Source organism: Alteromonas sp. CI.11.F.A3 (assembly GCF_032925565.1).
Classification (GTDB): Bacteria; Pseudomonadota; Gammaproteobacteria; order Enterobacterales; family Alteromonadaceae; genus Alteromonas.
Window position 1 is genome coordinate 884211 of the sequence record NZ_CP136708.1, and the last position, 15125, is coordinate 899335.

Here is a 15125-nt window from a genome sequence, read left to right on the forward strand (position 1 = left end):
AGAACAAAATGTGCGCATCACCACAAGAGATACTTTCGTATAGGTATAGATACGAAAAAGCCGCCCTTGAGGCGGCTTTTTTAAACTTTCGAAAGAACTAGCCTTTCTTAACCAGTACCGAAACTTTAGCGATACCAGCTACTTTAACCTGGTTCATTACTTCTACCACTGTACCGTGTTCAGTATCTTCATCAGCTTGAATAGCTGCTGAGTCAGTGTTGTTTTCCGCTAAAAATGTTTGTGTGTTTGCTACAACACGGCGGATATCAACTTCACGGCCACCCATCATAATAGTGCCGTCGGCATCTATACGGATAGACAATGCTTTAGAAGGCTGATCATTTTTAGCCTGATTGTCTTCTGGGCGGTTAGTATCTAACCCTTTTTCTTTCACGAACGAGGTCGTTACGATGAAGAAAATCAACATGATGAACACGATGTCCAACATGGGGGTCATATCAATCTGAGCCTCGTCTTCGGCCGAGGTATGCTTTTTTCTTTTCATCTCGTCTTCTTTTTTCTGTTACGTTCGAGCGCATTAGTATACTGCCTGTAACAAAAATAAACAGGGTTTTGTACAAAACAGCGTGCTCGTTAACACTTGTTGCTGAAAAATTGCTCAGTTTCCATCGTAAAACAACAAACTTAAGATTGTTTGTGGGAAATGGCGACGCCTAATTGGTAAAAATACAACATCAACGACTCATTGAGCGCTATACGCAAATTACCATGAGGATAAATGCCAAGTCTAGCCTCTGTTGATCTTTTTGTGCCTTGAACCAAGAAAGCGTTTTTGATCAAATGGTCTTGAATGCAGGCCTCAAAGGCTCTGGCGGCCATTTCTTGTGGCATTGCGTAATAATAGATTTTTAATGCGCGATCCGCTTCTACAGATCGTACAAAATAATCGTTAGGCCGATTATTGTTGTCTAAAAACAACGAAGAGAAGCATTTACTCAGTTTTTCATTAAGTGGGTGGGGGTTAAGTTGAGCATTATCTAACCAAGCTTGCGAGGCAAAACTGCCTACACCTACATCGGCAAACATTTTGGGTGCGATATAATGATCAAACGCATGAAACCACTCATGGGCTAATGCCCCTGCGCCGGCATTCTTGGCTAATGCGAGTTGTCTTCGTGCACTATTATAATGGGCACTAGCGCCTTTTTGACCGCCACTGCCAAAAGCCAACGACAATGTGCCGTTTAAAGACAGCACTTGTTCGTTAACATTTAAAATGGTGGCCAGATCATACAAGGCGTCGAAGAATAGATTCGCCGCTATTTGCTGTTCATCAGCCGTTACCCATTTTCCAATGGTGATACTCGAAAAGTTAAACAGTTTGCGAATATCTTGAAAAGTGACATCGGCACCATCTCTATGGCTAGGGCCATTACGATAGAAGTCTTGATGTATGCGCCCTTGGGTCACAGCTAACCCGCTAACGATATAAGCAGTTGTTCACACCATGCAGCAATACGCTCATCTGATTTGTCGTATTGGTTTTCGTCGTCTAACGAAAGCCCTAAAAACTGTGACTTGTCTTCGGTCAATGCTTTAGATGCGGTGAACTCATAGCCCTCGTTGGGCCAATAACCAATGATAGTGCAGTTGGATGGGGCGATAGCGTCGTGCAGCATGCCCAAGGCGTCTTGAAACCAATCAGCATAACCAAGTTGGTCGCCCATGCCATACAAAGCCACGGTTTTACCTTCCAAATTAAGCTGGTGGGCTTCTTCCCAGTGAGACTCCCAGTCTTCTTGCAGTTCACCGAAGTCCCAAGTAGAAATACCAAAGATAATAATGTCGTAGTCGGCGGTTCTAGCCAAACTCACATCTTTAATGTTGTGAACATCTACAATGTCTTCGTCGAATAAGCTGTTCAATTGTGCCTGAATTTTTTCCGCTGCCATTTCCGTATAACAGGTTGTTGAACCGTAGAACAAGCCAATCGACAGCGCATTATCACTCATGAAAACCTCTTTCGTACAAACTAATCATCTTTTAAGGGCGGGAATTCTACCTCTTTACCGTTGCTCAACAAAGCTTTGCAGCCAACAACTGTACTATTTTGTGAAATTTGTAATATACCGATGGCGCAGCCATTATAAAGCTCACCGTATCCTGATGAAGGTTCTCTGGCGGTGACCGACATATTTCTGCGGCGTGTGAACACGTTAAGCACAGATTTTGGCCCGTAGAAAACGCGGTTGAGCCTATCTAACCAGCGAATTAAGCCATCGGGAAAGGCGTTCTTTAATCCGCTACAAGTAAACTGGGTAATGTGAGGGCTATTGCGACGAAAGCGTAATCGTACATCGTATACAAACGAGTAGTGAACATCACCAGATAAGATTATAAATTCAGGGGGTGTTTTGTAATGTCGAAAAATGTTCAACATGACATTCGCAGTGCCCTTGTGCGCCATCCAGTTCTCGGCGTCCACAGTAAGTGCCTTGCCAAAGAAGGTGAAAGTCTTTTGAATAGCTTCTATAAACTTCACCCCATAAATAGGGGCAGCCGACACCACTATTACGGCATCCTTTCCAATAATATTGTGCTGAAAGTCGCACAAGGCTTCCCAGTCCATCAAGCCAGAGGGTTTTTTCATACTCGATTCAGAGCGCCAGCGACGGGTTCGGGTATCTAACACTTCAATAGGTGGCGTAGTGTCTAAGCGGTAATTCCAATGTTCAAAGTCTAACAAGTGGTCGATGAGTTCATCTTGTTTCACCATGCCACTGTCGGTAAAGGCTTCACCGGCTTTAGCTATTAACGTCGCGCACTTTTGCGGCGCATTACCCCATCCTTGGCAAAGTAAATAGCCGATAAGGGCGTTACCAATCATACGTTTAGAGAAAGGATTTCCGTAAACTTCTTGTTCCCAACCTCGTGTAAGATTCCAGTCATCGGTGACATCATGATCGTCAAAAATCATATAAACAGGAATATGCGCCAGTGCCCGTCGAACGTTTGGCAACTTACTTACAAACCCTTCAATGGCACTTTGTTCTTTTTCAAAGGTGTCTTTGTGTTGTGCGGCTATATCATTGATATGAAACGTCACGTTTCGCCACAGGACAGGCGACCACACCAAGAAATACATGGCCATCACTTCGGCGCAGCTTATTAAGTGATTTTGCGCATTAACCGAAGTAAAAATGGGCTTTCTTTTGGCACCAAAAAAGAGTGATGAAAGGGCGGTGTTTGTTTCTGTTTGTGGCAGTAACTGCTCGCGTTCATAAAAACCATGGGGGTGAGTAGGCAACTCTGCTGAGTTATCTAATACCGCGCCATCAAGAGGCTCTTCGAAAAGCCCAAGTAAGGCGATAGTTTGGTGAATGGCTTGCAGGGTAGGCCCGGCGACATCATCGGCGTAAACTTGATCTCCTGTCATCATAAGCACATCAGGGCGAGGGCTGTTTGAAGCAATGGCACTATCGAGCAAATTATCGACTTGGGCGAGGGCGTCGTCACCATCAAAATGAGGCTTTCGACATGAGCCATGCAGTATGGTTTCTGGCTTGTTGGTCCAGCAAAAGCTCAAAGCAGTTTGATTGGTATAAAGTAAGTCTGCTTGCTCTTGTTGCCACTTTTCTTGGCATTCAGTCGCTGCAAAGGTGAGTTGGTAGTAGATAGGTATATTGGCAGTAAAGCTTTCATCTACAGTGGCAGACAATAAGTGAATGAATGCGTGCTTACCTACTTGCACGCAAGTGCTTGTCACCTCTGCGTTAAGCTGCGACTCATGTTGAGTAAGTGCAAACGTTGGCGCTTTAGCCTCAGAGGTTACTAGCCAGATATGACACGCACTTTGTGTGACTCGTCTAACCATTGGGCCTGCAATCACCGCAGGAATATACTGCTTAGAAATAATATGCTCCTACCAAAAGCAATAAGAAGAAAAATGTACCTTACTCTTTTTTGGCTTTAAACGGTATGGTAGATATACTCGCTTACATTTTTTACCCTAACGGGCTTAACTCGTGACGGTTTGCGCCCATAAATTTGTCTTTGCCCTACGGCTAAAACTGCAGGCGGTATCGCAAATGGTGATATCGTAAATTTGACCGGCAGTAGAATTATAGGCCCTGATCCCGTTTGCGGGCTGATTTGTTGCCAGCAGTTTACTGATAGCGGTTTGTTGATAATAAGTTAGTGCTTACGGCTTATGCCAGGCGTGCGCTAAATGGGCATCTTAATGTTGAAGGAAGTGAATATCATGTTGAAAAATTGGCCGGTTGCCGCGTGTATTGTCGTAGCGTTAAGTAGTGTTATGGCAGGCTGTAGCGAGAACAAAGATGCCGCATTTAGCGAAGACGCAGCTAGCGCCACAACTAGCTCGGTTTTAACCTCTGTTGGGCGTTGGATATCCACTGATACTAGCGATGTAATGCAAGACCCTCAAACCTCAGGACTCATTGAAATTGATGGCCAACTAGTCACTATTGCAGATGGGAGTGCCGCGTTCGAGCAGCAAAGAAAACTGCATTTTCTTGATAAAGATACGGCAACACTGACTACCTCAAGTAATGCATTTAAACTTGCCACAAGAGTGCGCCGAAGTTGTTTTAGTGACTATTTAACCAATGCACCAGATTTAGAAGCGCTAGCAAGCGACCCAAGTAACCCGAATGTGATTTATACCGTAACTGAAGATGCCACCCGCACGGGGACTCTCTCTACCCGCTGCGAAAAGAAATATCAAAACACGGGCTCAACCGATTATCCCACCTTGTTGGTTCGATTAGAGCGGGATGAGAATGATAGCGTCACCATGACCCATGTTCGTCCTTTGCAGTTTCCTACCGAATTTGAAGTGGGTAACTTTCCCAACGACGGTATCGAAGGCATGGCCATGGCAGAAGATGGCACCTTGTACTTAGGTCTTGAGAAGGACAAAGCGGGGCAGCCGCGTATTTTCTCGCTAAACATAACAGATGATTTTTGGCAAAGTGCGGACTTCGCTGTGGTAGATGAACCTGATTTATCGGTTCCTATTTTTGATGCGGGTAGCCACCCTATTAATGGCTTAGCACTTTATAGTGCTGAGGGCGGTAATAACTTCTTACTGGCCGCGGCCCGAAACGATAACGAGGTCTGGGTTATTGATGTTGCTGGTAAGGTTGAAACAAAACGTATCTCTATGCAGTTTAATGTAAGTGCGGATAATGAGTGTGGCGAATATGTAATGGATAACGCTTCAATTGAAGGGCTGGTAGTAGTAGAAGATACCTTGTGGCTAATAAACGATCCGTGGAAAGTAAACTACTTGAAGAACATCAAATGTGACGCAGAGACACCACGTTACGAAGCCATGGCACCTTTATTGTTCTCAGTACCTTTAAATGACGCATGGTTTCAGTAGTGCTATGCGTCAGTAGCACTAAGCTCCAGTAGCAAAGAACTCCAAAAATACTGAGTTGCAATAGCGCTGTGCTTCAATGCACGGGCTATCAATAGAAATAAAAAATGCGGTTACAGATTTTAATCTGTAACCGCATTTTTGTTTGGCCGTTCAACGCGAGTAAGCCAAGCTAATTCTATTGTGGCTGCTTATGCCTGCGTGCGTAAACGTGAAGCAAATGTCTTTTTAAACTTCGCTAGTTTAGGTGCAACTACCATTGAACAGTATTGGTTTTGTGGATTATTTTTAAAGTAATCCTGATGGTAGTCTTCAGCCTGATGGTAGTTATCAATGGGCACAACTTCGGTGACAACCGGATTAGGCCAAATCTCCTCAGACGTAATCTCTGCAATAATAGCTTCAGCAGCGTCTTTTTGCGCATCGTTGTGATAGAAAACCGCACTGCGATATTGGGTGCCCACATCATTGCCTTGACGGTTCAATTGAGTAGGATCGTGTAGCGCAAAGAATATCTCTAATATTTCTCGATAACTGATGTTATCTGCATCATAAGTCACTTGAACCACTTCAGCGTGACCAGTACCGCCACCACAAATCGATTCATAGGTTGGTGAGGCATCTTCGCCGCCTGCATAGCCAGATACTGCCTTTTCAACACCTTCAACCGTATTAAATGCTGACTCTATACACCAAAAACACCCGCCTGCTAGGGTGGCTACTTGTAAATTTGCCATTGTGTTACCTCAGAAAAAACTTATGACATCAGTGTGGGTGTGAGCGCGGGTAAACTCAAGTCATCCAAGTGCATTTTTTTAGCGTATAAAAGTATAATAAATAAAAAGCCCAAAATACGAACAGCTTAAAACATAGAAAGTACAAAAACATAGAAAGCTACCGCCAAGTCAGAGGTGACTACATTGATAATTTTTTACGATGGCTACTGCCCCTTGTGTAAAACAGAAATGCGCCATTTACGAAAACGGGATAAAGACGGCGCATTAACCCTTGTAGATATTCAAACACCAGAGTTTGCCGCTCAATACCCTGAGTTAGATTGGCATGCGCTGAATGCCAGAATTCACGGGTTATTACCCGATGGCACGCTTATTACTGGGCTAGATGTAACCCACCAAGCGTGGAAAGCCGTGGGTGTGGGGTGGCTATATGCCCCTTTGCGCTGGCCTGTTATTCGAATTGTTGCCGATTGGTGTTACCTCAAATTCGCCAAACACCGCTATACCATTTCGTATTTACTGACCGGTAAAAAACGTACCTGTGACCGATGTGTGCCTGGCGAGATTCAACAGGAATCACCCTGTGATGCGAATGCTGCGCATACTAAAAGCACAGCTGGGGCGAAAAATAATGCGAGTATCGAAAGCACACAAGGCACAGGTGGCGACAATGACTGATAATCCCAAAGCCGAGCAAAATACTGCTGAGCAAAACGCTAGTACGGTGTCTCTTGTCATTGGGGCGTCGGGCGGGATAGGTAAGGCTCTGGTTCAATTATTGGCAAGCGCTGACGCCGGTGAAGGCGAGAACCCTAAAAAGGTTATAGCGCTTAGCCGCAGTGGTTATAAAGACCCTACGTGGCCAGATAATGTGACGGCAATTAGCTTGTCTGAACACAATGAAGCCAGTATAGCGGCGTTTGTTACACACCTTAAAGCTCAAGGTACACGAGTGAAGTTAGCGATTGTCGCTACCGGCGTACTTCATAATGAACCCTTGGGGCTTCGGCCAGAAAAACGGCTTGAAGATATTAGTGAAGGAGCGCTAGCAACTTACTTTGCAGTCAATAGTACGATGCCCGCTTTATGGATGAAGTACTTGGTGTCTGTAATGGTGAAAGAAAGCCCGTCTATTGTTTGTATTAGTGCGCGGGTGGGCAGTATTTCTGATAACAAACTCGGGGGCTGGTATGGATATCGAGCTTCAAAAGCCGCGCTTAATATGTTGGTAAAAACAGCCGCGGTAGAGTACACACGGCGTTTAAAAGAGCCACTCTTAATGTGCTATCACCCAGGCACTGTCGATACAGGGTTATCAGCACCGTTTCAGAAAAACGTAAAAGCAAAAAAGCTGTTTACGCCTGAATTTACGGCTAATCAACTGCTTACTCATTTGTCAAAATTGAGTGAATCTCGCCATCTAAACGGCAACGAAAGCTGCCACTTCATTGACTGGGACGGTAAAGTGGTAACTTGGTGATACGCCAATTGCCGCTTTCTGTAAGCCCAATATCAAGACTTTTTATTACACTGCTGTTACCATGCATTTCAGGGAATGGTGCAGTGTTTTGACTCGCTTAAAAAAGGCGAGCAATACGACGTAGTCGACGCCATTAGCACGATGAAATAATCATAAGTTATCGCCATCCCAGAAAACATAAAAATAAACTCAACAAGAGGAAGGGATATGAGCGGGGCCAGAGAACAGTTCGGATCGCGCATAGGTTTTATTCTAGCAGCGGCAGGATCGGCAGTAGGTATTGGTAACCTTGTTGGTTTTCCTGTGGGCGCAGCAAAAAATGGCGGTGGTGCATTCTTGTTAATGTACGCCATTTTTGTATTCGCTATTTGCTTACCTGTGATGTTAGCGGAAATGTCAGTGGGGCGTCATGCCAAAAAAGATCCATTAGGCGCATACAGTGCAATCAGTGGTAATTCTGGAAAGTGGAAAATCGCTGGCTGGTTAGCCATTGCTACGCCATTTATGATTGCCGTGTTCTACATGGTGATCACGGTGTGGATTTTCGGTTATCTATTTGAAACTGTCAGCGGTAATTTAGACATCTTAGCTAACCCAGATACCTTTGGGTTATTTATTAATTCATCGTCTATTTTTGCTTATATGGCTGTGGTTGTCGGTGTGGTTTATCTTATTCTGCAAGGTGGTGTTAAAGAGGGTATTGAGAAAGCCGCTAAGCTGCTAATGCCAGCCCTTTTTGTCATGCTAATTGGCCTTGTCGTATTTGTGCTTACTCGCGAAAACGCCATGGCAGGTGTGAAGTTTTATATTATTCCAGACTTCTCAAAGCTCACCGCAACTGTGGTTAATGGTGCGCTTGCACAAGCCTTTTTCTCCCTATCGCTAGGTATGGGGATATTGATTACCTACGGCAGTTATATCGACAAAAGAGCAGATGTACCTACGTCGGCAAAGTTAGTAGCCATAACCGATACCGCAGTGGCCTTCACGGCCGGCTTGATGATTCTACCGGCGATATTCTCATTCAACCCTGATATTAACCCTGATGAACTTAGTGAGTCATCGGTGAGCATGATCTTCACTTATTTACCTAACATATTTTTAGCGCTGCAAAGCTCTATTGGCTATGTTGGGGCGTCTATCGTGGCAAGCCTGTTCTTCCTATTAGTGTTCTTTGCCGCAATTACGTCTTTAGTGTCTATCTTTGAAGTGCCAGTAGCGGCGTTAATGGACGAGAAGGGCGTAAGCAGAAAGTGGGCGTTAGCATCACTTGGCAGCGTAATGCTTGTGCTAGCAATATTGTGTACTTTGTCTTTTGGCAAAGTGGAAGCACTTACTCAGTTTGCCAGCTACGCGGGTGTCGATAAGTCGCTTTTCGACGTTATTATTGACGTATTTTACGAGACCATTTTGCCATTAAACGGCTTCTTGATTTGTATCTTCGTTATCTATCGTTGGAAGAGTGCAAACTTCAATGCATCCCTTGAAGAGGGAAGTTCAGGCTATCGCGGCGGATGGTTTGAAAAGTATGTTGATGTATCGCTTAAGACCTTTATCCCTGCCATCTTATTGGTTATTTTCATCAATACCGTGGCGGTTAAATACTTCGGCGTTAGCCTGTTTGGCTAGTCGTTATTCTCGGCTAATAGCTGTTCTCAGTTAGTCGTTACACTAGGCTAATTGACGTAAAACGTATATCAATAATAAGGCGCTCAAATGTGAGCGCCTTATCTATTTATAACCCCCGCACCTTCTTTGCAAGCATGCATATTTCTTTGTAAGCCTGAACGTTCTTTATAAAACTAGTGTTTCTTTCACAACGTGCAATATGACTAAACCATGTCATCAGGGTTAGCATAGTCAGGGACTATTCCCAGTAAACCCCAACTCGCTTTTGCATCAATCACTTTGCCCGTAGGTGGTAATTCTGACTCACTAAACGTGGGTGCAGGTATCCCTTTTTTGTTTGCAGCTTGGGTATAGTATTCGCCTCTTTTCGGGTGCTGTAAACTACATAAGTGGTATAAGTTTGTGCTGTCAGCATTGCTACTGACACCCTCGCTACTAGTGGACAAAATAAGTGTCTTTAACGCGGCAACCACATCATGAATATGCACTAGGTTAATTCTCTTATTGCCCGCATTCAGGCTTCTTCCACTTAACGACTTCACAGGGTGACGATCTGGCCCTGTTAACCCCGCAAGGCGAACTATCTTAACGTCTGCCTTGGCATTCGTTTTTAAATCTAATAGGTGCTGTTCTATCGCGACATGGGCTTTTGCCGATGCGGTCTCAGGCTGGGTGCTGGCGTGCTCATTTAACTCTTCATTCCTAATGTCGCCGTATACCGAGGTGGTGCTGATAAAGATTATACGGGCTACGTTGGCCGCCACTGCCTTATCAATAAGGGCAAGCATGCTATTGGTAAAACCATCTAACTGGGTATTACGACGACCAGGTGGAATGTTTAGCACCAGTGTTGCGTCGCTAAGTTCATTACACAGCGCGGAGGTGTCGTTCCCCAGACTAAATACCAAACCTTGAATGTGTGTATTGCTAATTTGCTGCGCCTTTTCTTCGCTTCGCGTGGTGGCAATAATGGAGTGGGTAGCTGACATGGCTTCGCCTAGGTAGCGACCAAGCCAACCGTAACCGCATATAACGAGCTTATTATTCATAACGTCTTCTTAGATGAAAATGGGGCGTGAAAGTAAAGTATCAAAAATACGCGGTAAGGCGCAAAACGGATTGATTCAGGGGGCCAAAGCGAGGGCCCATAATTGATAAGGGTGAAAAGCGATTACAATGACATAAGTTAAAAAACAAAAACGCTAGCTGGAAAGCTAGCGTTGTAAGGCTATTAAACGTAATTGGAATGCAGTGGAGGGGGAGTCACTACACCAATAAAAACACACTTACATTTTCATTTCGCCACTGCGCATATCGATTAAGTCTAAGCCTCCTAACCCAGGAATGCTGGCTTGCATCTTGTTTTCTGCATAATTAGCTTCTTGCAATACTTCACACAGGGCATCGCCTTTTTCTTCAAGTGCTGCGGCTTGAGTTTCAACACGGTGTTCAATAGATTCACCAAAGCGTTCCATTTTTGCCTCGAACTCTTCCATGTCGCCACCGTTCCATAGCATTTGCGTACCAACAGCAATCAGAATGCGGCCAATTGATTCACTAACTAGCGACTCGAACTGCGCTTCAAATTCGTCTTCCCAGCTTTCGTCGAAAAAGCCTGGTTCGTCAAATTTAGTCGTATCCACTTTGATATTGCCGTTGTCGTCGTAAAAAGACGTTGCTAACTTTTCGTTAAGCGAAGTGAACATGGTATCGAAGTCTTCAGTAAGCTCATTATCGCCGCCAAGCAGTTCACCGAATACTTCAGAAACGGCAACACTCGCAATCTCTAACCCTTCACTTGCGATATTAAGGGTCATGGGGATGGCAGTATCGATACGGTCGTAATAGGTATTTACCCATTGTTGTTGCTCGTTGTTCAGCGTAACACTTTCGCCGTTAATGACTAAATGGTAAGTGTCATCAATCGACATGGTAGAACCATTTTGCATGTCGACAGTAATGAGGCCCTGGTGGTATTTAAGGTGGCCATCCAATTCGATGTCGCAGCTAGTCTCAAAAGCAAACGCTGGCACGCTAAGTAAAGATGTAGTTACTAAGGCGAGTGGAAGAAATTGTTTGATTTTCATTTTTTGAAATCCTATTAACCATGATGCTGTCTGGAAGACTGTCTAGCGTGATGAGCTCACGCGGTTTTAATAACCTGTTATAACAACCCCAGTTGTATCCTCAGTGGTGCAACCTCAGTGCCATTTTAATAAATTATCATTATTTCAATGGCTTAAGGTTTTTTGGGTAAGCTGTGGGATTCGCTATTTACCAAAAATTAGTAATTAGCTTAACTATTTGGCATTTTTGACTAAGATCAAAGAGGTAAGAAAAAGAGCGCATTACTCGTATTTAATGCTTTTTGAGGCATGTTCATCTAGATTGATTTCATGCATAATAACGCCAGAAAAATTAAAGGGTTTAGAGAATGACTGATTGGATTAACGCAATTGTATTTGGTGTTGCGCTAATTGCCTTCACTCTGGGGCTTAGCAGCATCGTAATGGGTTTCATGACAGCTGAAACTGGCGCAAAAGGCATGCAAGAAAAAATCGAGTATGGTTTCTTTGGTGTGTCTGGGTTAGTGGTTTGCTTGCTAATGGGTTATGCATTGGCTTAAGAAATGATTTCCATAAAAAAACCGGCTTAGGCCGGTTTTTTTTATGTCTAGCGTTTAAATTTCGTTGCTACACGCGCAAGCGCTAGTCTTGTTCACTCTGGCTTATGTCCATGGCACTGGATAAGTAACCTAAGTGACCGTCACGCTGATAAGCAATTAGGTCAAATAATGACAGCATGGCCATCACATGGTCAAATATATCCGCTTGAACCTTTTCGTACTTCACCCAATCTTTTTCAATACTAAAACAATACAGTTCCAGTGGCAGTCCAATCTCATTCGGGGGAAGCTGGCGTACCATCAAGGTCATTTCTTGGTTCACACTGGGGTGTTTTCGCAAATAAGACTCTAAATACGCTCTGAATGTACCTATGTTAGTTAATTTGCGGCTATTTAATAAATCAGACTCATCAATAGAATAGTCTCTGTGGTAAGCGCGCAGTTCATTAGTCTTCTTCTCGATATACTCACTGATGTAGCGAATTTTAGAGAAACGTTCTAGCATTTCGTTGTCACATAATTTTATAGAATGAACATCGATATACACAGAGCGCTTTATTCTGCGGCCACCAGACTCTTGCATGCCTCGCCAGTTTTTAACTGCCTCGGTAGTCAAATTATAGGTTGGCAAGGTTGAAATGGTTTTATCCCAATTTTGTACTTTTACGTTGGTTAAACCTATCTCTTTAATTTCACCGTCTACTTCGTATTTCTGCATGGTGATCCAATCGCCGGTATTAAACATGCGGTTAGCAGCAATTTGAATACCAGCCACAAAGCCTAATATGGTATCGCGGAAAATCAATAGCAGCACCGCGGCAATGGCAGTTAGCCCAGATACCAGCAGAAGCGGGCTTTTATCAACAATTAACGAGATGCTAAACAGTATGGTAAGAATGGCAAAGCCAAGCTTAGTAACTTGAATAAAACCCGTGATAGGCGCACGTTTAGATAATGCAGACGCGTTGTAAACATCTTCCACCGTACTTAAAATGGCATAAATACCCAGCAGTCCGCTGTACAGCATGTACAACAAAGCACTTTTTATTAATAAGCCATACAACACAGAGGCTTCTTCAATAAGCACTGGGGTAGCAAGGAATATAAACAGGGCAGGGAATAAATGCATAAGACGGCGGAAGAAGCCATGCTCTTGCAGTGCGTTATCCCAAATGTTGGTGGTTTTGGTAACCCATCTCGCTATTTGAGGGCGCACAACCAATCTTGCAAAGATATAAATGACTATCGCTATCGTTAAAATGGCGCCTAACGCTAGCGCATTATATAGCGGGTCGTGCATGGTTAGTGACGGAAAAAAATCCTTCACTAAATGCGTGAAACTATCACGTACAGTCGAACTTACTTCCACAATTACGACTCCAAAAGACGTTTGATACGGCTATCTTTATTTTTCCACATGGCATTGAGCCAATCTTGAAACGTGGTGCGAAACTCCGGTTCACTCAATGCAGAGTGTTGCTGAAGTGCAGGCACTGGCATCACATTAACATCGATTATAATTTTGGTCATGGTGCCACTTAGCATCGCCATCATGGGGTGGCGTTTGTTTTCTGGATACAGTAAAGAAATATCGAGTACATTCGTAAACAATTCCCCCATTGCCGCTAAAGTGAAAGAAACGCCACCCGCTTTAGGGGGAAGTAAGGTTTCATAAGGGCTGCGCTTCTGGTGATGTTTTTGTGTGGTAAATCGGGTGCCTTCAACAAAGTTAATGACAGTGGTGGGCACCGTGCGAAATTTTTCACAAGATGCTCTTGTCGTTTCTAAATCTTTGCCTTTTTTCTCAGGGTACTTTTCTAAATAGGCCTTGGTGTATCTGTGCATAAAAGGCATATCTAACGCCCAAGCACCTAACCCTACAAAAGGAAGCCAAATTAATTCCTTTTTAAGGAAGAATTTAGGGGCTGGTATGCGGTGAGTAGCAAATTCAATAAGCAACACAATATCAAGGTAGCTAAGATGGTTGGCGATAATTAAATACCATCTTTCTTTTGATAATTCACCATGCACTGCACACTCAATGTTTACGCTATTAAAAAGGCGAATGAGTAATACACTAACGCGGCCGAAACTAAACAAGCAAGCGTGCATCACGCTATTCCACGCCTCGGTAATTTTACCTGATGGTAGTATTAGTTTAACTACGCCGAACAAGATGATCAGTCCTCCCCACAGCGCTAAGTTAGCTATTTGAAGCACGGTGTGGATCACGAAAATTACAGGGGACAACAAGGTACGGATCATAGTGGCTTCTGAGTTGCGTTAATCGATTCTAATTGGTCGTTTTTATCTTGCCAGCGGCTATTTAACCAACGCTGAAATTGGCTTCTTACTTTCGGGTCGTCAAAGTAATTATCGTTGAAGTAGCCATTTTCGGTAATATCCGTGATAGGAGTCACCTTGATACTGACCCGTATATCACGTACTTTGCCACTGACGAAATCCCAAAATGAGGGAACGCCACCAGGGTAATCAATCGTTACGTCAATTAGCTTGTGTAATTGTGAGCCCATGGCAGAAAGTACAAAGGCCACGCCGCCGGCTTTAGGCTTAAGCAGGTGGCTAAACGGAGAGTTCTGTCGATCATGTTTTTCTTGGGTAAAACGAGTGCCTTCCACAAAATTCATGATACTTACCGGCTTGGTTTGAAACTTTTCACATGCTTTACGGGTAGTTTCCATATCCTTCCCTTTTAAATGCGGGTTCTTTGCTAAGAAAGATTTTGAGTATCGACGCATAAAGGGAAAATCGAGAGCCCACCAGGCTAGGCCTAAAATAGGTACGTAAATAAGCTCTTTTTTAAGGAAGAACTTTAAAAACGGGATTTTTCGGTTGAATACGCGTTGTAAAACCAAGATATCGACCCAAGATTGATGATTAGCAATAACTAAGTACCAGTCATTGCGGGTAAGTTGGTCAAGGCCTGTAACATCCCATTTTGTTCTACTACTTACTCGCTGATTAAGATTATTAATCGTAATCCATGCGGTTGCGCAAGCGTCCAAAATGTACGATATGAATCGTCTCCATGGCGCAAGCGGAATAAGTTTGAAAAAAGACAAAATAATGATGGGCGTTGCCCATAAAACCGTATTTAAAAAATAAAAAATTACTGAAATGGTGCCAACCAGATGATGCATTAGGCTTCTTATCATCGTACTTACCTCAAAAATTAGGCACTTAGTGTAAACGAACTTGATTTAAAATCCGATAGACCCTTTACTGTTTGCTACAGCAAAGTGGTTATTTTTCTAAATTTATTAGTGT

General features: G+C 43.6%; 14 protein-coding genes and 1 pseudogene. 5 read left to right on the top strand and 10 right to left on the bottom strand.

The window, feature by feature from the left end:
• Positions 1-97: 97 nt before the first annotated feature.
• The 4 genes from R1T43_RS03835 to R1T43_RS03850 form a co-directional block, all read right to left on the bottom strand.
• Entirely contained in the window at positions 98-505 is a 408-nt protein-coding gene (locus tag R1T43_RS03835) for an ExbD/TolR family protein (protein WP_211071803.1), read from the bottom strand.
• 140 nt (positions 506-645) lie between these two features.
• Positions 646-1431, bottom strand: coding sequence for a CLCA_X family protein (locus R1T43_RS03840; protein ID WP_211071804.1), 786 nt, complete (start codon positions 1429-1431; stop codon positions 646-648).
• Between the two features lie 2 nt (positions 1432-1433).
• Complete coding sequence (gene fldB / locus R1T43_RS03845; protein WP_317353058.1) at positions 1434-1973, bottom strand: flavodoxin FldB; 540 nt, start codon at positions 1971-1973, stop codon at positions 1434-1436.
• 20 nt (positions 1974-1993) lie between these two features.
• The gene (locus R1T43_RS03850; RefSeq protein WP_317353061.1) at positions 1994-3835 is read right to left on the bottom strand and encodes an alkaline phosphatase family protein; all 1842 of its coding nucleotides are present in this window, start codon (positions 3833-3835) and stop codon (positions 1994-1996) included.
• Positions 3836-4222: 387 nt separating this feature from the next.
• Here R1T43_RS03850 and R1T43_RS03855 point away from each other — a divergent pair, with 387 nt between their 5' ends.
• The gene (locus tag R1T43_RS03855; RefSeq protein WP_317353063.1) at positions 4223-5368 is read left to right on the top strand and encodes a hypothetical protein; all 1146 of its coding nucleotides are present in this window, start codon (positions 4223-4225) and stop codon (positions 5366-5368) included.
• 188 nt (positions 5369-5556) lie between these two features.
• On the opposite strand, the gene msrA is transcribed toward R1T43_RS03855, so the two are convergent.
• Positions 5557-6102 (bottom strand): peptide-methionine (S)-S-oxide reductase MsrA, encoded by a 546-nt coding sequence (msrA, locus tag R1T43_RS03860; protein ID WP_317353066.1) that lies wholly within the window; start codon positions 6100-6102, stop codon positions 5557-5559.
• A gap of 183 nt (positions 6103-6285) precedes the next feature.
• Here msrA and R1T43_RS03865 point away from each other — a divergent pair.
• The 3 genes and pseudogenes from R1T43_RS03865 to R1T43_RS03875 form a co-directional block, all read left to right on the top strand.
• Positions 6286-6666 (top strand): annotated as a pseudogene (locus R1T43_RS03865) (thiol-disulfide oxidoreductase DCC family protein); the annotation flags it as partial.
• Positions 6667-6772: 106 nt separating this feature from the next.
• Positions 6773-7582 carry an SDR family NAD(P)-dependent oxidoreductase gene (locus tag R1T43_RS03870; RefSeq protein WP_317353069.1) on the top strand — a complete coding sequence of 270 codons (810 nt, stop codon included), beginning with the start codon at positions 6773-6775 and terminating at the stop codon, positions 7580-7582.
• A gap of 207 nt (positions 7583-7789) precedes the next feature.
• Complete coding sequence (locus tag R1T43_RS03875) at positions 7790-9211, top strand: sodium-dependent transporter (protein WP_211071809.1); 1422 nt, start codon at positions 7790-7792, stop codon at positions 9209-9211.
• A 203-nt stretch (positions 9212-9414) separates the two neighbouring features.
• On the opposite strand, the gene R1T43_RS03880 is transcribed toward R1T43_RS03875, so the two are convergent.
• Together R1T43_RS03880 and R1T43_RS03885 are read right to left on the bottom strand one after the other, a co-directional pair.
• On the bottom strand, positions 9415-10260 hold the full coding sequence (locus tag R1T43_RS03880; protein WP_317353072.1) for an NAD-dependent epimerase/dehydratase family protein: 846 nt from the start codon (positions 10258-10260) through the stop codon (positions 9415-9417).
• A gap of 237 nt (positions 10261-10497) precedes the next feature.
• A complete protein-coding gene (locus R1T43_RS03885) occupies positions 10498-11298 on the bottom strand; it encodes a DUF2884 family protein (protein ID WP_211071811.1) in 801 nt (266 codons plus the stop codon).
• A 347-nt stretch (positions 11299-11645) separates the two neighbouring features.
• Between R1T43_RS03885 and R1T43_RS03890 the strand changes: the two genes are divergently transcribed.
• Positions 11646-11837, top strand: coding sequence for a hypothetical protein (locus R1T43_RS03890; protein WP_013782633.1), 192 nt, complete (start codon positions 11646-11648; stop codon positions 11835-11837).
• Between the two features lie 82 nt (positions 11838-11919).
• On the opposite strand, the gene R1T43_RS03895 is transcribed toward R1T43_RS03890, so the two are convergent.
• The 3 genes from R1T43_RS03895 to R1T43_RS03905 are packed head-to-tail and all read right to left on the bottom strand — an operon-like array spanning position 11920 to position 15013.
• Positions 11920-13206 carry a mechanosensitive ion channel family protein gene (locus tag R1T43_RS03895; RefSeq protein ID WP_317353077.1) on the bottom strand — a complete coding sequence of 429 codons (1287 nt, stop codon included), beginning with the start codon at positions 13204-13206 and terminating at the stop codon, positions 11920-11922.
• Positions 13207-13208: 2 nt separating this feature from the next.
• Positions 13209-14102 (bottom strand): acyltransferase, encoded by an 894-nt coding sequence (locus R1T43_RS03900; protein ID WP_317353080.1) that lies wholly within the window; start codon positions 14100-14102, stop codon positions 13209-13211.
• Positions 14099-15013: an acyltransferase gene (locus R1T43_RS03905; protein ID WP_317353083.1), complete on the bottom strand. Its 915-nt coding sequence runs from the start codon at positions 15011-15013 to the stop codon at positions 14099-14101. Before R1T43_RS03905 ends, R1T43_RS03900 begins: the two co-directional genes overlap by 4 nt.
• Positions 15014-15125: the final 112 nt, after the last annotated feature.